Genomic DNA, 24,705 nt, shown 5'->3' on the forward strand with positions numbered 1-24,705 from the left:
GAGCGGCTCAGCCCCGGGACCACTGCCCGGCCAGCCGGCCGGCCAGTTCGGCCAGGCCCTCGCCGGGCCGGGCCATCGCCTCCTCCACGGTGCCGAAGTGCTCGACCAGGCTGTGCATCTCGGTCACCCCGGCCGCCGCCGCCTCGCGCCGGCCCGCGGTCACCCGCCCGGCCAGAACCACGCAGGGCAGGCCCCGGTCGCGGGCGGCCTGCGCGACGCCGGAGACCAACTTGCCCCGCAGCGACTGGGCGTCGAACGAACCCTCGCCGGTGATCACCAGGTCGGCCCGGTCCATGGCGGCGTCCAGGCCGGTCAGCTCCTGTACCAGCGAGGTACCCGACACGACCCCGCCGCCCAGCGCCAGGATCGCGGCACCCAGCCCGCCGGCCGCCCCGGCACCGGGTACGGCGGCCAGCTCGCTCGGGCAGCCGGGCAGGGCCTTCTCCAGTACCGCCGCGAAGGTCTCCAGCGCGGCGTCCAGCAGCAGGACATCTTCCCTGGTCGCGCCCTTTTGCGGCCCGTACACGGAGGACGCCCCGTAGAGGCCGGTGAGCGGGTTGTCCACGTCCGTCGCGGCCACCAACCGGACCCCGCGCAGCCGGGGTACCCCACCCAGCGCCACGCAGCCGGCCAGCGCGGCGCCGCCGTAGGGCAGCGCGTACCCGGCCGCGTCCAGGGGGGCGGCGTCCAGCGCGGCGAGCATTCCGGCCCCGCCGTCATTGGTGGCGGAGCCACCCAGGCCGATGACGATCTCGCGCACCCCGGTCTCGACCGCGGCAATGATCAGGAGGCCCAGCCCGTACGAGGTGGTGATCTTCGGGTCCCGCTCCTGGGGCGCGACCAGGTGCAGGCCGCACGCCTGCGCGCACTCCAGGTATGCCCGCTCCCCCACCACCAGCACCTCGCCGGTGACCGGCCGGCCCAGCGGGTCGACCGTGGCGGCCGGCACCCGGGTCCCGCCCACCGCGCCGGCGAGCACGTCGATGAAGCCCGGCCCGCCGTCTGCCAGCGGCCTTTTCACCAGTTCGTCGGCGGGTACGGTGGCGGACCATCCGGCGGCGATCGCCTCGGCCGCCTCGACGGCCGAGAGGGTGCCGGCGAACTTGTCGGGGCAAATGAGAACCTGCACGGCGCGAAGTCTCCCACGTCACGCTCTCGTGCGATCCGCGCCGGCCGGAGCCATGCGACGATCTAGCCGTGACGAGCTTTGTCGAGCCATCGCCGACCGCCACCGCGCTGCTGCTGCTGGGCCGGGGCAGTGACCCCTCCTCCGAGCGAGGGGTGGACTGCCCTGGCGACCTGCCCGCACCGAGCGACCCCGGGCTGGTGGCCCGGGCCCGGGCCGCGAAGGCGGCGCTGGGCGACAGGGTCTTCGTCCTGGGCCACCACTACCAGCGGGACGAGGTCATCGAGTTCGCGGACGTGACCGGCGACTCGTTCAAGCTCGCCCGGGACGCCGCGGCCCGGCCGGACGCGCAGTACATCGTGTTCTGCGGGGTGCACTTCATGGCCGAGAGCGCGGACATCCTCACCACTGAGGCGCAGGCGGTGGTGCTGCCCGACCTGGCCGCCGGCTGCTCGATGGCGGACATGGCGGTGCTCTCGCAGGTGGAGGCCTGCTGGGACCGGCTCGTCGAGCTGGGCGTGGCCGAGGATGTGGTGCCTGTCACGTACATGAACTCCTCCGCCGACATCAAGGGCTTCGTCGGGCGGCACGGCGGCGTGGTCTGCACCTCATCCAACGCCAGGCGGGCGCTCGAGTGGGCGTTCTCCCGCGGCCGGAAGGTCCTGTTCCTGCCCGACCAGCACCTCGGGCGGAACACCGCGGTCCTGGAACTGGGCTTCGGCCTCGACGACTGCGTGCTCTACGACCCGCACAAGCCGGAGGGCGGCCTGACCGCGGGGCAGCTCACCGACGCCAAGATGATTCTCTGGCGCGGCCACTGCTCGGTGCACGGCCGGTTCACCAAGGACAGCGTCGACCAGATCCGCGACCTGGTGCCGGGCGTCAACGTGCTGGTGCACCCGGAGTGCCGGCACGACGTGGTGACCTCCGCCGACCTGGTCGGGTCCACCGAATACATCATCCAGACCATCGAGTCCGCGCCGGCCGGCTCCGCCTGGGCGGTGGCTACCGAGCTGAATCTGGTGCGCCGGCTGGCCAACGCCCACCCGGACAAGAGGATCATGTTCCTCGATCGGACCGTGTGCTACTGCTCCACCATGAACCGCATCGACCTGCCGCATCTGGTGTGGGCGCTGGAGGAGCTGGTGGAGGGACGGGTACCCAACCGGATCACGGTGGACCCCGACACCGCCCGGTACGCGCGGCTGGCCCTTGACCAAATGTTGGCCCTTCCCTAACCCTCGGTAGTTCCACCCTCTGTGCGTCACATCACGCCGTCGATGCTTATATGCTGCCCACGCGAGATCTGATTGATATTCGAAGGCCACTACTGGGCGTAATTCAGCCATTCCCCACAGACATCGTGGCCGACTTCGCGTTGGAGGTACGCGTGATGGACGACGTCCTCAAGGTGTACGGCGGCGCACCGCTGCACGGTGAGATCACCGTGCGGGGCGCCAAGAACCTGGTCTCGAAGGCGATGGTCGCCGCCCTACTAGGCGATACGCCGAGCCGGCTAGCCGACGTACCGAAAATCCGCGATGTCGAGGTGGTCCGGGGGCTTCTGGAGCTACATGGCGTCAAGGTGACCGAGGACGCCGGCGGGCTGGTCTTCGACCCGGCCAACGTGGGAACCGCCGAGATCGATGAGATCAACGTGCACGCCGGGTCGAGCCGGATCCCGATCCTGTTCTGCGGCCCGCTGCTGCACCGGCTGGGTCACGCGTTCATTCCCGACCTGGGCGGCTGCCACATCGGCGACCGGCCGATCGACTTCCACCTGGCCGCGCTGCGCCAGTTCGGTGCGGTCGTCGACAAGACCCCGCAGGGCCTGCACCTGACCGCCCCCAACGGGCTGCACGGCACCAAGTTCGAGCTGCCCTACCCGAGCGTGGGCGCCACCGAGCAGGTGCTGCTGACCGCCGTCCGGGCGGAGGGCGTGACCGAGCTGCGCAACGCCGCGGTCGAGCCGGAGATCGTCGATCTGATCTGCATCCTGCAGAAGATGGGCGCCATCATCAAGGTCCACACCGACCGGGTGATCGAGATCGAGGGCGTGACGTCGCTGCGCGGGTACTCGCACCGGCCGATCACGGACCGCCTGGAGGCGGCCAGTTGGGCGTGCGCCGCCCTGGCCACCAAGGGCGACATCACGGTCAAGGGCGCCCGGCAGGTCGACATGATGACGTTCCTGAACGTCTTCACCTCGGTCGGTGGCGCGTTCGAGGTGGATGACTCGCCCACCAAGGGCGGGATCCGGTTCTGGCACCCCGGCGGCGAGCTGCGCGCGGTCGCCCTGGAGACCGACGTGCACCCCGGGTTCATGACCGACTGGCAGCAGCCGCTGGTGGTCGCGCTCACCCAGGCCCGGGGGCTGTCGATCGTGCACGAGACCGTGTACGAGCGGCGGCTGGGCTACACCGACGCGCTGAACACCATGGGCGCCACCATCCAGGTGTACCGGGACTGCCTCGGCGGCACCCCGTGCCGGTTCGGCCGGCGCAACTTCAAGCACTCCGCCGTGATCGCCGGTCCGAGCAAGCTGCACGCGGCCGACCTGGTGATCCCGGACCTGCGCGGCGGCTTCAGCCACCTGATCGCGGCGCTGGCCGCCGAGGGCACCTCGCACGTCTTCGGGGTCAACCTGATCAACCGCGGGTACGAGGACTTCGACTCCAAGCTGGCCGCGCTCGGGGCGCACGCCGAGCGAGCCTGACGAGTAGTCCGGGTCGGGCGCGCGGCGTCAGACGCGCCGAACCGGACGCACCGAACCGGACCGGTCGCAGCCAACCGCTGCCGGGTGTGCCCGCGGCAGCCGGGCACACCCGATATCGGATACCCTTCATGTCGTGCCATCCATGTTCCGACGCAAGCCCGTCGAAGAGGTCGCCGAGTCGGTGATCGACGACGAACCGGAGGAGTCACTCCGGTCGAGGTCGTATACCCCCAAGAAGGGCGAGGCGACCCCGAAGCGGGTCATCGCCGGGCGCCGGCCGGTCGCGGCCGCCCCGGCCAACCGCAAGGAGGCCCTCCAGCGGTCCCGGGAGAAGCAGCGGCAGGACCGCGAGGAGCGGCGCGCCGGGATGATGTCCGGCGACGAGCGCTACCTGCTCGCCCGTGACCGCGGGCCGATCCGGGCGATCGCGCGGGACGTGATCGACTCACGGCGCAACGTCGGCACAATCTTCATTTTCGCGCTGGTCGCCATCCTGGTCGCCTCGATCCAGTCGATGCCGTCGCAAGTCAAGGCCGCGGCCAACGTGCTGTTCATCGTCATGATCGTGGCGCTGATCCTGGACACGGTGCTGGTCGTACGCCGGATCCGGCGGCTGGCCAGCGAGCGCCACCCGAAGGCGACCGAGCGCTGGGGATCGCTGTACTTCTACATCGTCATGCGGTCGATCAGCTTCCGGCGGATGCGGGTGCCCAAGCCCCGGGTCAAGATCGGCGACCAGATCTGAGAGCGGACGGCGCCCGGCGGTGAGGTACCGCCGGGCACGGCACTGACCGGCACCGATGTCCATCGCCGCGCGGCCGCGCGGACGCACCCTCGGCTCGCCGGCCGATAGAGCGAACAACCCCACAATCCCGCTCTAACCCGCCCGATCAAAGTCCGATATGGTACTGGGGTCCAACGGCATCCGCTGAGTTGTCTTGGCGGTGACGCTGCCCGCGCCGTACCCTCCCATCGCGACCGGGTCGAGTAAATCTACCCGGTTCTTGTTGTTTGCTGGACGCGTTTTCGACCGACGAGGTGGCACTGCGTGACCGAGCGCGACGATCACGCCGAAGACCGGCGCAGGCCGGCCGGGCCGGCGTGGGCGACCGTGCCGACGATGCAGTGGGTCCGGGTCGCGCCGGAGGACGAGGACGGCGAGCCCGGCCAGGCACCGGATGAGCGCCGGCCCGGACGCCGGCCGTCCGATGCCCCGACGGCGGGCGACCAGACGTCATCCGGCGACAAGGACACCGACGAGGACCGTCCGCGGCCGGCCTCCGCCGAAGGCCGCGCGCGCGTGGTGGCCCGACCGGGGAAGCCGGCCGCACCCGATCCCTCCTCCGCGACCCGCTTCACCAGCCGCCCGACGAGCCGGCGACGCCCGGAGGAGCGTTGGGACGGCGACGATGCCCGCCGGCCCGACGACCGTGGATTCCCGGACGACCGTGGGTTCCCGGACGACCGTGGGTTCCCCGACCGCGGATTCCCCGACGACCACGGGTTCGCCGACGACCGCCGGTCCTCGGACGCCCACTGGGACGACGATGATCGGTGGGCCGACGACCGCCGGGAGGATGGTCGCTGGGCGGACGACGAGCCCTGGGCCGGCGACGACCGCCGGCACCCGGACGACCGCCGCGCCGCCGACGAGCGGCGCCCCGGCGACGAGCGCCGTCCGGCCGACGGACGACGCGGCGCACCGCGCCGTCCGGGCGACGAACGCAGGGGCGGACCGCGCCCTCCCGTCGACGACCCCCGAGGCCGCGACGAACACCGGGGTCGCGACGAACACCGTGGTCGCGACGAGAATCCTGGTCGCGACGAACACCGTGGACGCGACGAGCATCCCGGCCAGGACCCGCGACGGGGCGAACGCGGCCCGGGTGACGACCGCAGGGCAATAGACGACCGCCGGGCCGGCGAGCGGCGCCTCGGCGGAGACCGTCGGGGCGAACGCGGCCTCATCGGCGAACGCGGCCCGAACGGCGACCGGTACCCCGTTGACGAACGCCGCCTGGCCGAGGAGCGCCGGACCGCCGACCCGCGGCGCGGCAACGACCGCCGCCAATCCGATGAGCGCCGCCCGTCCGCCGAGCGTCGGGGCGACGGCCGGTGGGAGGACGACCGCTGGGACGACGACCAGTGGGGTGACGCCCACCGGAGCGACGCCCACCGAAGCGACGACGAACGCCTTCGCGACGACCATCCGCGGGACGGTCGTCGCGGCGACGACCGGCGCGGCCCAGGCGACCGCCGCCGCGACGACCGGCGCGGTGCCGTCGATCGTCGGGACGAGGACGACCGCTGGATCGATCACCGCGGCGACGATGACCGCTGGGGCGACACCCGCCGGGACGACGACCAGCGGGGAGACGACCCGCGGGGCGAGGACCACCGGTGGGACGACGATCCGCGCTTCGCCGCCGACCGCCGCGGTGGTGGGCGCCGGCCGGAAGCGCACCCCGGTCGGCCACGCGGTGGCGGGCGGGCGTCGGTACCGGTGAGCCCCCGGCCCAGCATCCGTCGGCCCCGGCTGCCCCGGCCCGGCGAGGTGTTCACCGGCGGGGACGGCATCCCGGCCGGGCTGCGCCCGGACATCGTCGAGGCGCTGACCGCGCCGACCCCGCCCGGCGGGGTCCGGTACGAAGCTCCGGCGCCCGAGCCTGAGCCCGTCGAGCCGGTCAGTTCGCCGCCGGTGTCCGCACCGCCGGTCTCCGCCGCTCCGGTGTCCGGTTCCCCGGTGTCCGCTTCCCCGGTGTCGGCTCCCCCGGTCTCCGCGCCGCCGGTCTCCGCGCCGCCGGTCTCCGCGCCGCCGGTCTCCGCGCCGCCGGTCTCCGCGCCGCCGGTCTCCGCGCCGCCGGTCTCCGCGCCGCCGGTCTCCGCGCCGCCCGGCCCCTCGGCCGAAGGCGAGGCCGGCCCGGCGGTCAGCGGACCCGATCCGGAGCAGACCCTGTCCACCTGGGAGTGGGTCTTCGATCCGAACACCCTGCGCGAGGTCGCGGACGACAAGCAGCGCCTGGAGCAGATCCGGGAACTGCTCACCGTGAAGCTCAACGGGCAGGAGGACAACGCGCCCCGGGCCCGCCTGCTCAGCCTGCGCGCGGTGGTCTCCCGGATCCTCGGCGACCTGCAGAAGGCTCAGGCCGACGGCAAGCTGGCGCTGGCCCACGCGGAGGCCACCGGTGAGCTGCGGCGCATCGCCATCGCCCAGGCCCGGCTCGCGCACGTGCTGCAGTGGCGCAGCGAATTCGAGGAGGCGGACCGGCTGTTCGCCCTGGCCAACTCCACCGAGCTGCCGGACCGGCTGCGCGCCACCATGTACCAGCACTCGGGCAAGTGCGCCTACGACCAGGGGCGCTACATCGAGGCATGTAACCATTTCGAGATGGCCCTCGAGCTGCGCAAGACCGAGGACCCCGAGATGATCGCGCACACCGAGCTGGCGCTGGACGCGGTGTTCCGCAAGGTCGCCGAGAACGGCTGGGGCCCGTACCCACGCACCCGCGAGGAGATCCTGCAGATCCGCCGCCCGCCGACCCCCGCGCTGGACGAGCAGACCGGCCTGTGGGGCTTCACCGACGCCGAGGGCGAGACCAAGGTGGCGGCGCTCTACTCCGACGTCCAGCCGTTCCGGGACGGGGTCGCCTGGGTGCAGCGGCCGGACGAGGAGGCGTGGGAGCTGATCGACGAGGCCGGCGAGACGCTCATCCCGTCCGACGCCGGGTACCTGGGCGTGAGCAGCTTCTCCGACAGTCTCGCCTGGGTGTCTCAGGACGGGACAGCGCGCTGGATCGCCATCGACAAGGCCAACGCGGTCACCATCTCGACCGGGTTCGAGGACGTCCGGCCGTTCCGGCGCGGGATGGCCGCGGTACGCCGGGGCGGACGCTGGGGGGCCGTGGACGGCATCGGCCGGGCGGTGGTTCCGTTCAAGTACGACTCGTTCGCCACCGCGCTGTCGGACGGGCGGTACATCGACGGCTTCTCCGACGAGGGGCTGGCGGTGGTGGAGCTTGGCGGCCGCAAGGGCGTGGTGGACCGGGCCGGCCGGGTGCTGGTCGAGCCGGTACACCCGGCGCTGGTCATTCACCCGGTGGCGTTCCTGATCACCGACGGGGCGCACCGCTGGGGCGCACTGGACCGGCGCGGCCGGATGGTCATCTCCCCGAGCCACCCGAGCCGGATGGCGGTCACCGAGGAGATCGACCGGCTCCTGGTGGACGCCCGCCCGATGCTGTGATCGCGTAGTCACCGCCGCCGGCCGGCAACGCGGACGTGAGCATCGACCGATAGGGTCTGTACATGCAGTTCCGACACCTTGGCCGATCGGGCCTCATGGTCAGCGAAATCTCGTACGGCAACTGGATCACGCACGGCTCGCAGGTGGAGGAGGAGCAGGCGACCGCCTGCGTCCACGCCGCCCTCGAGCTCGGCATCACCACGTTCGACACCGCCGACGTGTACGCCGGGACCCGTGCCGAGTCCGTACTCGGTCGTGCCCTCGCCGGACAGCGCCGGGAGGGCCTGGAGATCTTCACCAAGGTCTACTGGCCGACCGGGCCCGGCGTCAACGACCGTGGCCTGTCCCGCAAGCACATCTCGGAGTCGATCAACGCCTCGCTGCGCCGCCTGCAGACCGACTACGTCGACCTGTACCAGGCGCACCGGTACGACTACTCCACGCCGCTGGAGGAGACGATGGAGGCCTTCGCCGACGTCGTGCGCTCCGGCAAGGCGCTGTACATCGGCGTCTCCGAGTGGCGGGCCTCCGAGATCCGGGCCGCGTACGACCTGGCCCGCGAGCTGAAGATCCAGCTCGTCTCGAACCAGCCGCAGTACAACATGCTCTGGCGGGTCATCGAGGCCGAGGTCGTACCGACCTCGGAGGAGCTGGGCATCGGGCAGATCGTCTGGTCCCCGATCGCGCAGGGCGTACTGACCGGCAAGTACCTGCCGGGCCAGCCCGCTCCGGCCGGCTCCCGTGCCACCGACGAGAAGTCCGGCGCCAACGTGATCCAGCGGCTCCTGACCGACGAGGTGCTCGGCCCGGTGCAGCGGCTCAAGCCGATCGCGGACGAGGCCGGACTGACCATGGCCCAGCTCGCCGTGGCCTGGGTGCTGCAGAACCAGAACGTCTCGTCGGCCATCGTCGGCGCGACCCGGCCCGAGCAGCTGCAGGACAACGTCAAGGCGGCGGGCGTGAAGCTGGACGCGGGCGTGCTCAAGGCGATCGACGAGATCCTCGACCCGGTGGTCGAGCGGGACCCGGCCAAGAACGTCAGCCCGGCCACCCGCCCCTGACCCGGTCGCGCGTCTGACCACACCGGCGCCGCCCCGGCCCCGTGGCACACCCACGGGCCCGGCGCGGCGCCGCTGGTCATCCGGGACCCCGCTTCATCCGGACGCCGCTTCGACGGCCTCCGAGCCCCGGCCGGGACCGCCGGCCTGCCGCACCTGCCCGCCGCCTGCGGCCCTGCCGCGCGAGCCGCGCCGCTACCGGCCCTGCCCAGAGGCGGCTACCAGCTCTGCCAGAACATGAACAGCGACCGGCCGAAGTCCGCGAAGTCCAGCGGCAGGCCGATCAGGTTCGCCAGCCCGTCGACCACGTCGAAGAAGATGGCGTTGATCCGGGGCTGCCAGAGCAGGGCGAGGAAGAGCAGCATGCCGTACGGGGCGACGGCGTCGAAGCCTCGGCGCCAGTCGTGGGACAGCCAGGGCCGCAGGGCGTTGCCGCCGTCCACGCCCGGGATCGGCACCAGGTTGAGCAGGCTCGCCATCAGCTGGAGGAACGCCAGGAACGCCCAGGCCGACCAGAAGTCGGGGTGGGCGAAGGTGTTCACGCCGAACGCGAACGGCAGGACCAGCACGGCGGTGAACAGCATGTTCGTGGCCGGGCCGGCCAAGCTGATCAAGCTGTCCTTGAGCCGGCCCCGGATCCAGGTGCGGTCGATCCAGACCGCGCCGCCGGGCAGCCCGATCCCGCCCACGATCAGGAAGAACAGCGGGAGGGCCAGGGACAGCAGCCAGTGGGTGTACTTCAGCGGATTGAGCGACAGGTAGCCCTTCTGGGCGACGCTGGCGTCCCCGGAGCGGTACGCGGTGAGCGCGTGCGCGAACTCGTGCAGGCACAGCGACAGCAGCCAGCCGGCCACCACGAACAGGAAGACGTTCAGCCGCACCGATCCGTAGCCGGACCAGGTCGTCCACGCCGTGATCACGAACACGGCCAGGATGCACAGGAACAGCGGACTGGGCCGGGACGCCCCGCGGGGCACCCCGATCGCCAGCCGCCTTCCCGAGCGGTAGGTCATCGAATCCTCACTCGCCGGCCGGCAGGAGGCTCATCCTGTACTCCACCCGACCATCCTCCACCAGGATGGCGGTCGCCGTGCCGCCCGAGACCAGGTCGTGCCAGCTCTGCCCGATCCACGACTCGGCGTCGGACTGACTGGTGAACGCCTCACCGGGACCGTCGACCGGCTGACCCTCACCGTCCTCATACCGCCAGGTCCAGGACATCCTCGACTCTCTCTCCCTCGTCATGCGCCGACCCGCTCGCCGGCAGCCCCGGCCCGCGCCCCGCGAAAGCGAGACAGGCCGCGATGGCAAGCCTAGCCGTGCCGGCGGAGCCGGGCGGGTCCCGCGCGCACGAGGAACATAGGGTACGAGCATGTCGCTGGACGGGTACCACTCGATTCTCGTGCTCGGCGGGATTCGGTCAGGCAAGTCCGAGTTCGCCGAATCCCTCGTTAACGACGCCGCACAGGTCCGGTATGTGGCCACCGCCACTCCCGTGGCCGATGATCCAGAATGGGCGGCCCGGCTGGACGCGCACCGGCTGCGCCGGCCCGCGTCCTGGGCCACGGAGGAGATCGGTGCCTCGCCGGCCCGGCTGGCCGACCTGCTCACCGAGGCGAAGCCGGACCAGACGCTGCTGATCGACGACCTCGGCGGCTGGCTGACCACCGTGCTGGAGGAGGGCGGGTGGGTCGCCGGCACCGATCGGGAGCCGGTGGCGAACCTGGTGGCGGCGGTCACCGGCTGCGCCGCCCGGGTCGTGATCGTCTCGCCCGAGGTGGGCATGTCCGTCGTCGCGGCGACGGAGTCGGGGCGCCTGTTCGCCGACGCGGTGGGCACCGCCAACCGGATGCTGGCGGAGGTCTGCGACGCGGTGGCGCTGGTGGTCGCCGGCCAGCCGAGCTGGTTCAAGCCGGCCCAGGCCGCACCGGCCGTGCCGGCCGGGCCGGTGCCGTTCGTCCAGGCGCCCCCGCCGGTCATGCCTCCGGTACCCGAGCCCGCCGTGATCGAGCCGGCCGTGGCCGAGCCCGTGGTGGCCGAGTCCGGCGTGATCGAGCCGGCCGTGACCGAGTCCACCGTGATCGAGTCCACCGTGATCGAGCCGGCCGTCACCGAGCCGGCGGAGCCGCTGACGGCGCCGCTCGCGCCGGGCGGGCCCGCCGAACCGGCCGTGCCCGAGCCGGCCGCGGTCGACGCGACCTCCGGCGAGCCGGTGACGCCACCCGCGACCGAGCCCGAGGAGGAGCTGCCCTCCGAGGCGCTGTCGGGGTCGATCCTGAGGCTCAAGGTGCTGCCGCAAGGCGTGATCGTGGAGCCGGAGGACGCGCTGCCGCTGCCCGACGAGGTCGCGGCCAACGCCGCCGAGGAGCGCATCGACTCTCTCGGTATCGCCGGCCCCGCGCTGGGCAACCTGGCCCGAGCGGTGACCTTCGCGGCCGGCGCCCAGGGTGCCCAGACCCCGAGGCCGTTCGGCTCGGTACGGGTCCTGCTGCTGCACGGCGACCATGCCGGTGGGGTGGCGGCCGGCGACGACGCGGCGGCCCTGGCCAACCGGGTCGGGCTGGCCCGGGAGGGCGGCGGACCGCTGGGCCTGCTGGCCACGCGGCTCGGCGCGCGGCTGGACGTGATCGATCTGGGCGGGGCCGATCGGATGGTCGCCCGGCCGATCGAGTCCGGCGCCGCGTTGGCGCCGGAGTGGGTGGACGCCGCCCTGCGGCGCGGCCTGGAGCTGGCCGACGCGGCCATCGACGAGGGCGCCGACCTGCTGGTGTTGGCCGCCGCCGGCGCTGGGCAGCAGGCGGCCGCCTCCGCGGTGGTGGCGGCCAACGGCACGACCGAGTTGGTCGCCCTGCTTCCCCGGGTGTATCAGCCCGGCGGCAAGGTCGACGACGACGCCTGGATGGTCCGCTGCGGCGCCATCCGGGACGCGCTGCGCGGCCTGCGCGGCAAGTCCCGGGACGCCCGGTCGGTGCTCTCGGCGCTGGCCGGCGAGGACATCGCGGTGGCGGCCGGGGTGCTGGTCGGTGCGTCGGCCCGGCGGGTACCGGTCATGATCGACGGCCCGGTGGGCATCGCCGCCGCCGTGACCGCGCGGGACATCTCCGCGGTGACCCGGCACTGGGCGCTGCTCGCCGAGCACGGCGATCATCCGACGGTCAAGGCCGGCGCGGACCTGCTCGGCATCACCCCGCTGCTGGATCTGCGGTTCGGCCTCGGCGAGGGGGCGGCGGCCCTGGCCGCGCTGCCCCTGATCCAATCCACCTTGTCCATCGTGGACAGTGTCTGACCCCGGCGCTCCGGGTTCCCGGGCCCGCCCCGCCGCCGGCTCGCTGGTGGACGGGGCGCGCCTGGCGCTGACCACGTTCAGCGTGCTGCCGCTGCGGGCCGGCCGGGTGGACCGCGCCTCGGCCGGCGTGGCGATGGCCGGCGCACCGCTGGTCGGCGGGCTGCTCGGCGCGGTACTGGCGGGGGTGGCGCTGGGGCTGCGGGAGTTGGCGGCCCCGGCGCTGGTACTCGGCGCCGCGACCGTGGCGCTCGGTCTGGCGCTGACCAGGGGCCTGCACATCGACGGGCTGGCCGACACCGTGGACGGGCTCGGCTCGTACGCGGACCGGGACCGCGCGCTGCAGATCACGAAGAGCCCCGAGGTCGGGCCGTTCGGGGTGGCCGCGATCGTGCTGAGCCTGCTCGTCCAGGCGGCCGGCGTGGCCGCGCTGGCCGGCCGGCCGGCGACCGCCGCGCTGGTCGGCATCGTGGTGGCCACGGCCACCGGGCGGCTGGCGGTGGCCTGGGCCTGCCGGCGGGGCGTACCGGCGGCTCGGCCGGAGGGGCTGGGCGCCCTGGTCGCCGGCACCGTCGGGGTCGCCTCGGCGGTCGCCGGCACGCTCGCGGTCGCCGCGCTGGCCGTGCTCGCGGTGCCGGCCCGGCCCTGGCAGGGTCCGCTCGCGGTGCTCCTCGCGGTCGGCGGGAGCGCGCTGGTGCGCCGGCACGCGGTGCGGCGGCTGGGCGGGATCACCGGGGACGTACTCGGCGCGCTGGTGGAGGTCGCCACCGGCGTGGCGTACCTGGTGCTGGTCCTGGGCTGAGCCCAGCCGGCCCACCGATGTCCACTGTGGACGTTGAGAAGCCGACTACAAGATCCCCTTCGGGGTTATCGGCGGGTCTGGGGCGTACCGCGGCAATCGTGGAGATCCGACCCTGAGACGCCGGACACACCGCTGCCCGCGACGCCGTCCGAAAGGGGCCAGGACGGGGTCCGTGGAGGGTTCCCGAACGGCCCGGAAGGGCGCCGTCGGCCCGGTCCGGCGCACGTGAGCGGCCATGATGATTAGCATCGACGCAAGCCCTGCACCGACCTTCTGGAGATAACGCGTGACTACCAGCCTTGCGACGCTTGACCTCATCGATACCGACCCGGCCGAACTCCAGGTCGGAGCGATCGTGATCGGCGTCTACAGCCAGGATCCGGGTGCCCCGGCGCCCCTGCTGCTCGCCTCGGGTGCGGAGAGCATCGCCGCCGCGTTCGACGGGCGCCTGGTGGACACGCTGGTGCTGCTCGGCGCCACCGGCACGACCGGCGAGGTGACCAAGCTGGCCACCCTCGGCACGGTCAGTTCCCCGCTGGTGGTGGCCGTCGGGCTGGGCCCGGAGCCGGTCGGCGCGCTGCCGGCCACCGAGACGCTGCGCCGGGCCGCCGCAAACGCGGTGCGGGCGCTGTCCGGCACGGCGAAGGTCGCCCTGGCGCTGCCCGTCTCCGAGGAGCCGGACGGGGAGATCGGCGCGCTGCGGGCGCTCGCCGAGGGCGCGCTGCTGGGCGGGTACCGGTTCGCCGGGTACAAGTCGACGCCGGTACCGGCGCGGCTGACCCCGGTGACCGCGGTGTCGATCCACGTTCCCGACGCGGCCGACAAGACGTTCCGCGCCGAGCTCAAGCGGGCCGGCGCGGTGGGCCGCGCGGTGGCGCAGACCCGGGACTGGGTGAACACCCCCGCCAACGAACTGCGGCCGCCGGCCTTCGCCACGGCAGTCGCGGAGGCCGCCCGGCGCGCCGGGCTGACGGTCGAGGTGCTGGACGAGAAGGCGCTCAAGAAGGCCGGGTACGGCGGGATCATCGCGGTCGGCCAGGGCTCCGAGGCGCCGCCCCGGCTGGTCCGGATCTCGTACACGCCGAGCCGCGGCTCGCGCCGGAAGGTGGCGCTGATCGGCAAGGGGATCACCTTCGACAGCGGCGGGGTCTCGATCAAGCCGGCCCAGGGCATGTGGGAGATGAAGTCGGACATGGCCGGCGCGGCGGCGGTCGCGGCCACCCTGCTCGCGGTCGCGGAGCTCAAGCCGAAGGTCACGGTCACCGGGTACCTGCCGATGGCGGAGAACATGGTGTCCGGCTCGGCGTACCGGCCGGGCGACGTGGTGTCCATGTACAGCGGCAAGAAGGTCGAGGTGCTCAACACCGATGCCGAGGGCCGGATGGTGCTGGCCGACGCCATCGCCCGGGCCTGCGAGGACGAGCCCGACTACCTGCTGGAGACCTCGACGCTGACCGGCGGTCAGGTGATCGCGCTGGGCAAGCGGGTCTCCGGAGTCATGGGCACCGCGTCGCTGTGCGACCGGGTACGGGAGGCCGGCGAAGCCGTGGGCGAGCCGGCCTGGCCGATGCCGCTGCCGGACGACGTGCGCAAGGGCATGGACTCCGACGTCGCCGACATCTCGCAGGTCAACAGCGGCATGGACCGGGCCGGCCACATGCTGCAGGGCGGCGTGTTCCTGTCCGAGTTCGTGGCGGACGGGGTCGACTGGGCGCACATCGACATCGCCGGCCCGAGCTACAACTCCGGCGAACCCGCCGGGTACCTCTCCAAGGGCGGCACCGGAGTCCCGGTGCGCACCCTGCTGGAGCTGATCGATCGGTTCGCCTCGGAGTAGGCCGGACCCCGGTGTCCGCGGCCGCTCCGGCGGCCGCGGACCGGGACTAACTGCCCTCGGCCTTCTTGCGGCGCTGGTTGTACTCCCGCATCCGCTGCGGATATCCGACGAGCCGGACGTCGTAGACCGGAATGCTCAGCCGGGCGGCGAACTGCCGGGCGGATTCCGGGTCGAACACCCGCCGCCGCGTCCACTCACCGTCGTGGGCAATCAAGATCACTGTGTCCTCGGTGACCGTGGTGCGAGGTTCGAGATACGCCTCGACACCGCGGCGAGAGCGGACAAATTCCTCAAGGTACTCAAGATCGGCACGGTAGGCCGAACGATCGACGGACGCCACCGCCGACCCACCCCGGCGCCGAAACCAGGCCACCGTCTTCTCCTCCCCGAGCTTTCGACAAAGGCTACGCCGCCCAAACGTGTCGTTGCGCACCTCACGTCGCAGCCGTATCAGGGTAGTGACAAGATGGCCGAGGTAGTTGCCCGGCGCAAGGGTGTACTCCGATACATACCCGCGACAGCCCGCTTCCCTGGGAGAGGCACGTGAGCGACCAGAACAGCAGTCATGACGTCGTCATTCTGGGCGGAGGAAGCGGCGGCTACGCGGCAGCGTTCCGCGCTTCTGAGCTGGGGCTGTCGGTGGCGCTGGTGGAGAAGGACAAGCTCGGCGGCACCTGCCTGCACCGGGGTTGCATCCCCACCAAGGCGCTCCTGCACGCCGGCGAGGTCGCCGACCTGGCACGCGAGGGCGAGCAGTTCGGGGTCCAGGTGGCCTTCAACGGCATCGACATGAAGGGCGTCAACGCCTACAAGGACGGGACCGTCGCCCGCCTCTACCGCGGGCTCCAGGGTCTGTTCAAGGCCAACAAGGTCACCGTCATCGAGGGCGAGGGCCGACTGGTCGGCCCGACCACCGTCGAGGTCAACGGCCAGCGGGTCACCGGACGCAACCTGATCCTGGCCACCGGGTCGTACTCCAAGAGCCTGCCCGGCCTCGAGGTCGACGGCGAGCGGGTGATCACCTCCGAGCACGCGCTGAACCTCGACCACGTGCCCTCCTCCGCGATCATCCTCGGCGGCGGTGTGATCGGCTGCGAGTTCGCCAGCGCCTGGAAGTCCTTCGGCGTGGACGTGACGATCATCGAGGCGCTGCCCCGGCTGCTGCCGCCCGAGGACGAGCAGAGCTCCAAGGCGCTGGAGCGGGCGTTCCGCCGGCGCGGCATCACGTTCAAGACCGGCAAGCCGTTCGAGAAGGTGGAGCGCACCGGTTCCGGCGTCAAGGTCACCATTCAGGGCGGCGAGGTCTTCGAGGCGGAGCTGCTGCTGGTCGCCGTCGGGCGCGGCCCGATCACGGCCAACATCGGGTACGAGCAGCAGGGCGTGAACATGGAGCGCGGCTTCGTGCTCACCGACGACCGGCTGCGCACCAACCTGCCGAACGTGTACGCCGTCGGCGACATCGTCCCCGGCCTGCAGCTGGCGCACCGCGGCTTCGCCCAGGGCATCTTCGTGGCCGAGGAGATCGCCGGGCTGAACCCGGCCCCGATCGACGAGAACGGCATCCCCCGGATCACCTACACCTCCCCCGAGGTGGCCTCGGTCGGCCTGACCGAGGCCCGCGCCCGCGAGCTGTACGGTGACGGCGTGCAGACGCTCACCTATGACCTGGCCGGTAACGGCAAGAGCCAGATCCTCAAGACCTCCGGCTTCGTCAAGCTGGTCCGCGCGCCCGAGGGCCCGGTGGTCGGCGTGCACATGGTCGGAGACCGGATCGGCGAGCTCAGCTCCGAGGCGCAGCTGATCTACAACTGGGAGGCATTCCCGGCTGAGGTCGCGCAGCTGATCCACCCGCACCCCACGCAGAGCGAGGCGCTCGGCGAGGCGCACCTGGCGCTGGCCGGCAAGCCGCTGCACGTGCACGGCTAGGTCACGCCGAAGGACCGATCCGAACCAATAGACACAACCGAGGAGTCGTACAAAATGCCGGTATCGGTCACCATGCCGCAGCTCGGTGAGAGTGTTACCGAGGGTACCGTCACCCGCTGGCTGAAGCAGGTCGGCGACCAGGTCGAGGCCGACGAGCCGCTGCTCGAAGTCTCCACCGACAAGGTGGACACCGAGATCCCGGCACCGGCCGCCGGCGTACTGACCCAGATTGTCGTGCAGCAGGACGAGACCGCCGCTGTTGGCAGCGAACTCGCGGTGATCGCGGGCGAGGGTGAGAGCACTGGTGCCGCCCCGGCGGCCCAGACCGTGCCCGACGAGCAGCCCGCCGCCCCGGTGGACGAGCCGTCGACGGAGAAGCCGGCGGAGACCGAGGCTCCGGCCGCCGCGGCCCCGGTCGCGCAGGCCGCGCCCCAGCAGTCCTCGGGCGGCGCCGAGGGCACCGTGGTCACCATGCCGGCGCTCGGCGAGTCGGTGACCGAGGGCACCGTGACCCGCTGGCTCAAGCAGGTCGGCGACCAGGTCGAGGCCGACGAGCCGCTGCTGGAGGTCTCCACCGACAAGGTGGACACCGAGATCCCGGCACCGGCCGCCGGTACCCTCCTGGAGATCACCGTCGGCCAGGACGAGACCGTCGAGGTCGGCGCCAAGCTCGCGGTGATCGGCTCTGGCGCCCCCGCCCAGGCCGCACCGGCACCGCAGGCCGCACCGGCACCGCAGGCCGCGCCCGCCCCGCAGGCGGCGCCGGCACCGCAGGCCGCACCGACCCCGGCCCCCGCCGCACCGGCACCGCGCCAGGCGGCACCGGCCGCACCGGCTACGCCGACCACCCAGGCTCAGGTGCGGGCGGCTCAGCCGCCCGCCGCCGATCAGGCCACGGCTCCCGCGCCGACCCCGACCGTCCACCAGACGGCCTCGGCCAACGGTGGCGGCGAGGAGGCCGGCTACGTCACGCCGCTGGTCCGCAAGCTGGCCGCGGAGCAGGGCGTCGACCTCGGGGCCCTGCGCGGCACGGGCGTCGGCGGCCGGATCCGCAAGCAGGACGTGCTGGACGCGGCCGAGGCCCGCCGCGCGGCCGAGGAGGCCGCCCGGGCACAGACCGCGGCCAAGGCTCCGAGCGCCCCGGCCTCGAAGCCTCAGCCGCAGCCGAGCCCGCTGCGCGGCCGCACCGAGAAGCTGCCCCGGATGCGCGCGCTCATCGCCCGCCGGATGGTCGAGTCGCTGCAGATCTCCGCGCAGCTCACCACGGTGGTCGAGGTGGACGTCACCCGGATCGCCCAGCTGCGCGACCAGGCCAAGGCGGAGTTCCAGCGGCGTGAGGGCGTCAAGCTGTCCTTCCTGCCGTTCTTCTCCCTGGCCGCGGTCGAGGCACTGCGGGTACACCCGAACGTCAACGCCTCGATCGACCTGGAGGCCGGCACCGTCACGTACCACGACGCCGAGCACCTGGGCATGGCTGTGGACACCGAGCGCGGCCTGGTCGTACCGGTGATCCGAAACGCCGGCGACCTCAACCTGGCCGGGCTGGCCCGGCGGATCGGCGACATCGCCGACCGCACCCGCAGCAACAAGATCAGCCCCGACGAGCTGTCCGGCGGCACGTTCACGGTGACCAACACCGGCAGCCGGGGCGCGCTGTTCGACACTCCGATCATCAACCAGCCGCAGGTCGCGATCCTGGGCACCGGCGCCGTGGTGCGGCGCGCGGTGGTGGTGACCGACCCGAAGCTGGGCGAGGTGATCGTGCCGCGGTCCATGGTCTACCTGGCCCTGTCCTACGATCACCGGCTGGTGGACGGCGCGGACGCGGCCCGGTTCCTGAGCACCATCAAGGAGCGCCTGGAGGCCGGCAACTTCGAGGCCGACCTGGGCCTCTGAGGCCCTGCCCCGCTGTTACCTGGTACGCCATCGGTGGCGCCCGCGCGGTACGCGCGGGCGCCACGTCGCATTCTCGGCGAGGATGGACGGCATGCGGATCATCATCGGCGGAGCGTCCGGTTTCATCGGTAAGCCCCTGGTCAAGCGGCTGGGCGAATCCGGGCACGACGTCGTGCGGCTGGTCCGGCGGGAGCCGAACGGCCCCACCGAGGTCGGTTGGCGGCCCAACCAGGGCGAACTGGACCCCGGGGTACTCGACGGCGCGGACGCGGTGATCAACCTGGCCGGGGTGGGCGTCGGTGACCAGCGGTGGAACGACCAGTTCAAGAAGCTGCTGCGGTCCAGCCGGATCAACGCCACCTCGACGATCGCGAAGGCGGTGGCGGCCGCCCGGGTCCCGCCACGGGTGCTGATCAACGCCTCCGCGGTCGGCTACTACGGCGACACGGGCGATGACGAGGTCGAGGAGAGCGCGCCGCCCGGCTCCAGCTTCCTGGCCCGGCTCTGCGTGTCCTGGGAGGCGGCGACCGCACCCGCGCAGGACGCCGGGGTGCGGGTGGTGTGCCTGCGCAGCGGCGTGATCCTCGGGCCCGGAGGCGGGTACCTCAAGCCGATGATGCCGCTTTTCCGGATCGGGCTGGGTGGCCGGCTGGGCTCCGGCCGGCAATGGATACCCTGGGTCTCGCTGGTCGACGAGCTGTCGGCGATCGAGTTCCTGCTGCGGACCGAGGTCGCCGGGGCGGTCAACCTGACCGGTGTGGCGCCGGTGCGCAATGCGGAGTTCACCCGTACCCTGGCGCGGGTGCTCGGCCGGCCGGCCCTGTTGCCGGTACCGGCGCCGGTCCTGAGGGTCGCCGCCGGGGAGTTCGCCAACGAGGCGGTCGCCAGCCAGCGTGTCCTGCCGGGTGCGCTGAGGGCCGCGGAGTTCCGGTACGAGCACCGGGACCTGGAAACCGCGCTGCGATGGGTGGTGGGTAAGTGACGGCCCTGGTCGAGGAGGCCGCCGACTCCAGCGCGCCGGCGCCGCGTCCCGCGGCCGCCCGGCGGCCCACCGGTCGCCGGTACGACCTGGCCGTCCTGGCCGCCTGCGTGGCCGGCGCGCTCTACCTGACCTGGCAGCTGTGGGTCGACCCGAACCAGCGGGTGGTGCTGCACAACCGGGGCGACCAGGCCCTCTTCGAGTGGCTGCTGACCTACGCCGCGCACTCGCTCACCCACCTGAACAACCCGTTCTGGACCACGCTGCTCAACGTGCCGATCGGGGTCAACCTCGCGGTCAACACCTCGATGGTCGTGGTGGGCGGGTTGGTCGCCCCGATCACGCTGACCCTGGGCGCGTCGGTGGCGTTCCTGGTCGTGCTGACGCTGAACCTGATCCTCACCCCGTTCGCGTGGTATTACGTGCTGTCCCGGCACATCACCCGGACCAGGGCCGCCGCGGTGCTCGGCGGCCTGTTCTGCGGCTTCGCCCCGGGGATGGTCTCGCACGCCAACGCCCACCTGAACTTCACCGGCCAGTTCCTGGTGCCGTTCATCGTGCTGTGCGTCCTGCGCCTGGGCGGCGGCCGGCACCCGGTGCGTGGCGGGGTACTGCTCGGTGTGCTGGTGGTGCTGGAGTTCTCCATCGGTGCGGAGATGCTGTTCTTCGTGGCGCTGGGACTTGCCCTGTTCGTGGCGCTGTGGGCCTGGATGCGCAGGTCCGCCGCCCGTGCGCAGGCGCCCAATTTCGTGCGCGGGCTGGTGGCCGCCGGCGTGGTGAGCCTGGTGCTGCTGGCCTACCCGCTGTACATGGAGTTCGCCGGGCCGCAGCGGTACCACGGGATCGGCTTCGATCAGCGGGTACACAGCGAGAACCTGGCCTCCTACGTGGCCGTCCCGTACCTGTCCCTGGCGCGGCTGGCCGGGCTGTGGCACAGCCTGGCGCCGAACTTCACCGAGGAGACCACGTTCTTCGGGCCGCTGCTGGTGATCCTCGCCGTGGTCTGCGTGGTGGTGATGTGGCGCCGGCCGGTGGTGCGCGCGATGGGCATCACCGCGCTGGTGCTGGCGGTGCTGGCGCTCGGCCCACGGCTGCACATCGGATCGTGGAGCCCGCCGGTACCGCTGCCGTACGCGGCCCTGATCCACCTGCCGATCTTCAACTCGGCGCTGCCGGCCCGGGTGGATCTGGTGCTCATTCCGATCATCGGCCTGCTGCTGGCCTTCGCACTGGACCGCGCCCTGACGCTTACGCCCAGGCGGCGCAACACGTGGATCGCCGGGTTCACCGTGGCGCTGCTGCCGATCGTGCCGCTACCGATCCCGGCGGCGCAGCGCGACCCGGTACCGGCCTTCTTCACCGACGGTACCTACCGCCAGTACATCCACAGTGGACAGACGCTGGTACCGGTGCCGCCGCCGTCCGATCTGCTGCCGAACGGGCAGCGCTGGCAGACCGCGACGAACTTCGGCTTCGCCATCCCGGCCGGGTTCTTCCTCGGCCCGGGCGGCCCGGACGGGCGCAGCCGCATCGGTCCGGTGCCCCGGCCGACCTACGACACGCTCTCCACCATCGCGCTGACCGGCGCCCAGCTGCAGCTCACCAGCCTGGACGAGCTGCACGCCAAGCAGGACCTGGCGTACTGGCACGCCAAGCTGATCGTGATGTCCACGCCGGGGCCCGGGGACAAGTGGGCTCCCAACGCTGGGAAGCTGCTCGCCGCGGCGACCACGCTGTTCGGCCCGCCGCAGAAGGTGGACGACGTCTGGCTCTGGAAGGTGCCGTAGCGCCGGCCGCCGGCCCGCGGTGCCGCCGCTATCGCGGTGGCCGTCGTGGTCGCGGCGGCCGTCGTGGGCGCTCGATCGTCGCCCCCGCCGTCGCCCCACCGTCAGGGCGCGGCGCGCCAGTTCTTGCCCGGCCACCAGGCCGGCCGACCGATGTCGATCAGCACCGCCGGTACCAGCAGCGACCGCACCACCAGCGTGTCGAGCAGCACGCCGAAGGCGACGGCGAACGCGACCTCGGCCAGGAACACCAGCGGGATCACGGTCAGCGCGGCGAACGTGGCGGCCAGCACCACGCCGGCCGAGGTGATCACGCCGCCGGTGACGGTCAACCCGGCCAGGATGCCGGCCCGGTGGCCCCGCGCGGAGACCTCCTCCCGCACCCGGCTCATCAGGAAGATGTTGTAGTCGACCCCGAGCGCCACCAGGAACACGAAGGCGAACAGCGGGAACGCCGAGTCCGCCCCGGCGAACCGGAACAGGTTGTGGAACACATACCCGGACACGCCCAGCGTGGCGAAGAAGGACAGCACCACGGTCGCGACCAGGACCAGCGGGGCGACCAGGGAGCGCAGCAGCACCAGGAGCACCACGAACACCACCACCAGCACGATGGGGATGATCACGTCGCGGTCCCGCTTGGCGGTGTCCTGCACGTCGAGGTTGGTGGCGGTGAACCCGCCGACCAGGGCCCGTGCCCCCGGTATGGCGTGCACGGCCGCCCGCATCGCCCGCACGGTACGGTACGACGCCGGCGAGTCGGGTGCCTCGTTGAGCGTCGCGTCCACGAGGGCGAGGCCTCCCGCGACCTTCGGCGGTCCGGCCTGAGCACCGGGCCCGGCCTGCTGCCCGGTGAACGGGGCCGCCTGCGCCACCCCCGGAATGCCCCGTACCGCCGCCAACACCGCCTGCAGGTGATCGGCCTGGAAAATCACTTCCACCGGTGATCCGGCGCCGGCCGGGAAGTGCTCGCTGAGTACCCCCATCCCGACCTTGGAGTCCACGTTCTTGGTGAACGACTGATCCTCCGGGATGCCGTTGGCGTTGAGCTGCACGATGCCGCCGGCGAGCCCGGCCAGCACCAGGGTGGTGACTATCCAGATCGGCCGGTGCCGGTGGCCGACCCAACGGGCCACCCGCGACCAGACCCCATGCTGCTCGGCCGGGTGGGACTCGAAATGTGGCCGGAACGGCAGGAAGGCGGCCCGCCCGAGCAGCGCCAGGATCGAGGGCAGCACGGTGAGCATGGCCAGCATCGAGCAGGCGATGCCGATCGCGCCGACCGGACCCAGGCTCCGGTTGGACTTGAGGTCGGAGGTGAGCAGGCAGAGCAGGCCGATGATCACCGTTATGCCGCTGGCCGCGATCGGTTCGGCCGCGGCCCGCAGCGCCGCCCGCATGGCGTCGAACCGGTCCCGGTACCGGCGCAACTCCTCCCGGTACCGGGAGACCAGCAGCAGCGCGTAGTCGGTGGCCGCGCCGAGCACCAGCACGTCGAGGATGCCGTTGCTCTGCCCGTTGAGGGTGATCACGTCGTGCTTGGCCAGCAGGTAGACCAGGCCGTTGGCCAGGGTCAGCGCGAACACGGCGGAGCCGAGCACCACCACGGGCAGGATCGGGCTGCGGTACACCAGCACGAGGATCACCAGCACGATGCCGCCGGTGACGTACAGCAGCACGCCGCTGATGCCGCCGAACGCGTTGATCAGATCGGCGAGGATGCCGGCCGGACCGGTCACGTGCGCGCTTAGCCCGGGGCGGTCGGTGGCCAGGTGGCGCACCCACGGTATGGCGGGTTTGAGCGTCTTCGGGTCGGTGGTGGCGAACTCCAGGACGACCTGGGCCGCCTTGCCGTCCGGAGAGAAGACCGGGCCGATCGGCGGGCCGGTGAGTTGACCGCCGCCGAAGTGGCTGGCCATCTGGGGTAGGTCGGATTGAATCTTGGCCCGGTCCCCGGCGGTCAGGCCGGAGTCCCGGACGTAGACGACGATCGCGGGGGTGGACTGGACCGAGGTGAAGTTCTTGTCCAGGTTCTGGACCTTGGTGGACTCGACGTTGTTGGGCAGGAACGAGGAGTTGTCGTTCTTCTGGACGTCCATGGTCTTGCCGAACAGCGGGCCGAGCGCCCCCGCGATAACGATCCAGCCGATCACCGCGAGCGCCGGCAGCAACCAGCGCAGTGGGTGGCGCCGGTGATGCGCGGCACTGTCCCGGGTCATCGACGCCCCCTCGACGTCTCGATCGTCTGATTCCCGGACGGCTACCCAGGTGCGGGTGGGCCATGCCGGGGTCCGAGGGGCGGGTCACGGGTGGATTTCGGCCGCGTGTGAGCCGGGGCACCGGAGGGGGCCGCGCACCGGGAACCGGACTACGCTCCCAACCATGTCCAGTACCGCTGTCCAGGCTGTCACGAACGACGCTCCGGCGTTGGCGATCGTGAATGCCGGACTCGTCGATTACCAAGAGGCCTGGGACGAGCAGCGCCGGCTGCACGAGGCCGTGGTGGCCGGCCTGACCCCGGACACCGTGCTGCTGCTGGAGCACCCGAGCGTGTACACGGCGGGCAAGCGCACCGAGCCGCTCGACCGGCCGATGGACGGCACTCCCGTGATCGACGTGGACCGGGGCGGCAAGATCACCTGGCACGGTCCGGGCCAGCTCGTCGGGTACCCGATCCTGACCCTGCCCGACCCGATCGACGTGGTCGCCTACGTGCGCCGGGTCGAGCAGCTGCTGATCACGGTCTGCGGGGAACTAGGCCTGGCCACGACCCGGGTCGAGGGACGCAGCGGGGTCTGGGTGACCGCGGACCACAAGGGCCCGGACCGCAAGGTCGGCGCGATCGGCATCCGGGTCGCCCGAGGGGTGACCCTGCACGGCTTCTCCCTGAACTGCGACCCCGACCTGGCCGCCTTCGACCGGATCATTCCGTGTGGGCTGCGCGATGTCGGCACCACGTCGCTGTCCGCCGAGCTCGGTCGCGACGTGAGCGTGGCCGAGGTCCTACCGATCGTGCAGCACCACCTCGGACTGCTCGTTCCGCAGTGCTGACCGC

19 protein-coding genes are annotated in these 24,705 nt (G+C 72.2%); 13 read left to right on the top strand and 6 right to left on the bottom strand.

From position 1 onward, the window contains the following. Positions 1-7: 7 nt before the first annotated feature. The gene (locus ABEA87_RS12475; protein WP_345629059.1) at positions 8-1,129 is read right to left on the bottom strand and encodes a glycerate kinase family protein; all 1,122 of its coding nucleotides are present in this window, start codon (positions 1,127-1,129) and stop codon (positions 8-10) included. A gap of 68 nt (positions 1,130-1,197) precedes the next feature. Here ABEA87_RS12475 and nadA point away from each other — a divergent pair, with 68 nt between their 5' ends. The 3 genes from nadA (at position 1,198) to ABEA87_RS12490 (ending at position 4,587) form a co-directional block, all read left to right on the top strand. Further along, on the top strand, positions 1,198-2,364 hold the full coding sequence (nadA, locus tag ABEA87_RS12480; RefSeq protein WP_345629061.1) for a quinolinate synthase NadA: 1,167 nt from the start codon (positions 1,198-1,200) through the stop codon (positions 2,362-2,364). Positions 2,365-2,516: 152 nt separating this feature from the next. Next, positions 2,517-3,842 (top strand): UDP-N-acetylglucosamine 1-carboxyvinyltransferase, encoded by a 1,326-nt coding sequence (murA, locus tag ABEA87_RS12485; RefSeq protein WP_345629063.1) that lies wholly within the window; start codon positions 2,517-2,519, stop codon positions 3,840-3,842. 142 nt (positions 3,843-3,984) lie between these two features. Continuing rightward, entirely contained in the window at positions 3,985-4,587 is a 603-nt protein-coding gene (locus ABEA87_RS12490) for a DUF3043 domain-containing protein (protein ID WP_345629570.1), read from the top strand. Positions 4,588-5,076: 489 nt separating this feature from the next. Here ABEA87_RS12490 and ABEA87_RS12495 read toward each other — a convergent pair whose 3' ends face one another. Further along, on the bottom strand, positions 5,077-6,306 hold the full coding sequence (locus ABEA87_RS12495; RefSeq protein ID WP_345629064.1) for a hypothetical protein: 1,230 nt from the start codon (positions 6,304-6,306) through the stop codon (positions 5,077-5,079). A 39-nt stretch (positions 6,307-6,345) separates the two neighbouring features. Between ABEA87_RS12495 and ABEA87_RS12500 the strand changes: the two genes are divergently transcribed. Together ABEA87_RS12500 and ABEA87_RS12505 are read left to right on the top strand one after the other, a co-directional pair. Beyond that, entirely contained in the window at positions 6,346-8,085 is a 1,740-nt protein-coding gene (locus tag ABEA87_RS12500) for a WG repeat-containing protein (RefSeq protein WP_345629066.1), read from the top strand. Positions 8,086-8,147: 62 nt separating this feature from the next. Continuing rightward, a complete protein-coding gene (locus ABEA87_RS12505; protein ID WP_345629068.1) occupies positions 8,148-9,146 on the top strand; it encodes an aldo/keto reductase family protein in 999 nt (332 codons plus the stop codon). Positions 9,147-9,361: 215 nt separating this feature from the next. On the opposite strand, the gene ABEA87_RS12510 is transcribed toward ABEA87_RS12505, so the two are convergent. Both ABEA87_RS12510 and ABEA87_RS12515 read right to left on the bottom strand, forming a co-directional pair. After that, the gene (locus ABEA87_RS12510) at positions 9,362-10,156 is read right to left on the bottom strand and encodes a site-2 protease family protein (protein ID WP_345629070.1); all 795 of its coding nucleotides are present in this window, start codon (positions 10,154-10,156) and stop codon (positions 9,362-9,364) included. Between the two features lie 7 nt (positions 10,157-10,163). After that, positions 10,164-10,364 (bottom strand): hypothetical protein, encoded by a 201-nt coding sequence (locus tag ABEA87_RS12515; RefSeq protein ID WP_345629572.1) that lies wholly within the window; start codon positions 10,362-10,364, stop codon positions 10,164-10,166. A 151-nt stretch (positions 10,365-10,515) separates the two neighbouring features. Between ABEA87_RS12515 and ABEA87_RS12520 the strand changes: the two genes are divergently transcribed. The 3 genes from ABEA87_RS12520 to ABEA87_RS12530 all read left to right on the top strand — a co-directional run bounded on the left by ABEA87_RS12520 (position 10,516) and on the right by ABEA87_RS12530 (position 15,065). Then, entirely contained in the window at positions 10,516-12,429 is a 1,914-nt protein-coding gene (locus ABEA87_RS12520; RefSeq protein ID WP_345629072.1) for a bifunctional adenosylcobinamide kinase/adenosylcobinamide-phosphate guanylyltransferase, read from the top strand. Then, entirely contained in the window at positions 12,422-13,228 is an 807-nt protein-coding gene (locus ABEA87_RS12525; RefSeq protein WP_345629074.1) for an adenosylcobinamide-GDP ribazoletransferase, read from the top strand. The genes ABEA87_RS12520 and ABEA87_RS12525 overlap by 8 nt, the downstream gene beginning before the upstream one ends. A 286-nt stretch (positions 13,229-13,514) precedes the next feature. Then, positions 13,515-15,065 carry a leucyl aminopeptidase gene (locus ABEA87_RS12530; RefSeq protein WP_345629076.1) on the top strand — a complete coding sequence of 517 codons (1,551 nt, stop codon included), beginning with the start codon at positions 13,515-13,517 and terminating at the stop codon, positions 15,063-15,065. 46 nt (positions 15,066-15,111) lie between these two features. Here ABEA87_RS12530 and ABEA87_RS12535 read toward each other — a convergent pair whose 3' ends face one another. After that, positions 15,112-15,438: a hypothetical protein gene (locus ABEA87_RS12535; RefSeq protein ID WP_345629574.1), complete on the bottom strand. Its 327-nt coding sequence runs from the start codon at positions 15,436-15,438 to the stop codon at positions 15,112-15,114. Positions 15,439-15,608: 170 nt separating this feature from the next. Here ABEA87_RS12535 and lpdA point away from each other — a divergent pair, with 170 nt between their 5' ends. The 4 genes from lpdA (at position 15,609) to ABEA87_RS12555 (ending at position 21,653) form a co-directional block, all read left to right on the top strand. Further along, a complete protein-coding gene (gene lpdA / locus ABEA87_RS12540; protein WP_345629077.1) occupies positions 15,609-16,991 on the top strand; it encodes a dihydrolipoyl dehydrogenase in 1,383 nt (460 codons plus the stop codon). A gap of 54 nt (positions 16,992-17,045) precedes the next feature. Continuing rightward, positions 17,046-18,887: a 2-oxoglutarate dehydrogenase, E2 component, dihydrolipoamide succinyltransferase gene (sucB, locus tag ABEA87_RS12545; protein WP_345629079.1), complete on the top strand. Its 1,842-nt coding sequence runs from the start codon at positions 17,046-17,048 to the stop codon at positions 18,885-18,887. A 91-nt stretch (positions 18,888-18,978) separates the two neighbouring features. Next, positions 18,979-19,869 (top strand): TIGR01777 family oxidoreductase, encoded by an 891-nt coding sequence (locus ABEA87_RS12550; protein ID WP_345629081.1) that lies wholly within the window; start codon positions 18,979-18,981, stop codon positions 19,867-19,869. Further along, positions 19,866-21,653 (top strand): DUF2079 domain-containing protein, encoded by a 1,788-nt coding sequence (locus ABEA87_RS12555; protein ID WP_345629083.1) that lies wholly within the window; start codon positions 19,866-19,868, stop codon positions 21,651-21,653. The genes ABEA87_RS12550 and ABEA87_RS12555 overlap by 4 nt, the downstream gene beginning before the upstream one ends. A 101-nt stretch (positions 21,654-21,754) precedes the next feature. Here ABEA87_RS12555 and ABEA87_RS12560 read toward each other — a convergent pair whose 3' ends face one another. Further along, on the bottom strand, positions 21,755-23,869 hold the full coding sequence (locus tag ABEA87_RS12560; RefSeq protein ID WP_345629085.1) for an MMPL family transporter: 2,115 nt from the start codon (positions 23,867-23,869) through the stop codon (positions 21,755-21,757). 163 nt (positions 23,870-24,032) lie between these two features. Between ABEA87_RS12560 and lipB the strand changes: the two genes are divergently transcribed. Further along, a complete protein-coding gene (lipB, locus tag ABEA87_RS12565; protein ID WP_345629087.1) occupies positions 24,033-24,701 on the top strand; it encodes a lipoyl(octanoyl) transferase LipB in 669 nt (222 codons plus the stop codon). Positions 24,702-24,705: the final 4 nt, after the last annotated feature.

The organism is Rugosimonospora acidiphila (assembly GCF_039543385.1).
GTDB lineage: Bacteria > Actinomycetota > Actinomycetes > Mycobacteriales > Micromonosporaceae > Rugosimonospora > Rugosimonospora acidiphila.

Bases quoted from the DNA above. Each gene is read 5' to 3' on its own strand.
- ABEA87_RS12490 (WP_345629570.1), top strand. From the start codon at position 3,985: ATGTTCCGACGCAAGCCCGTCGAAGAGGTCGCCGAGTCGGTGATCGAC.
- ABEA87_RS12505 (WP_345629068.1), top strand. From the start codon at position 8,148: ATGCAGTTCCGACACCTTGGCCGATCGGGCCTCATGGTCAGCGAAATC.
- ABEA87_RS12510 (WP_345629070.1), bottom strand. From the start codon at position 10,156: ATGACCTACCGCTCGGGAAGGCGGCTGGCGATCGGGGTGCCCCGCGGG.
- ABEA87_RS12515 (WP_345629572.1), bottom strand. From the start codon at position 10,364: ATGTCCTGGACCTGGCGGTATGAGGACGGTGAGGGTCAGCCGGTCGAC.
- ABEA87_RS12520 (WP_345629072.1), top strand. From the start codon at position 10,516: ATGTCGCTGGACGGGTACCACTCGATTCTCGTGCTCGGCGGGATTCGG.
- sucB (WP_345629079.1), top strand. From the start codon at position 17,046: ATGCCGGTATCGGTCACCATGCCGCAGCTCGGTGAGAGTGTTACCGAG.
- ABEA87_RS12550 (WP_345629081.1), top strand. From the start codon at position 18,979: ATGCGGATCATCATCGGCGGAGCGTCCGGTTTCATCGGTAAGCCCCTG.
- ABEA87_RS12560 (WP_345629085.1), bottom strand. From the start codon at position 23,869: ATGACCCGGGACAGTGCCGCGCATCACCGGCGCCACCCACTGCGCTGG.
- lipB (WP_345629087.1), top strand. From the start codon at position 24,033: ATGTCCAGTACCGCTGTCCAGGCTGTCACGAACGACGCTCCGGCGTTG.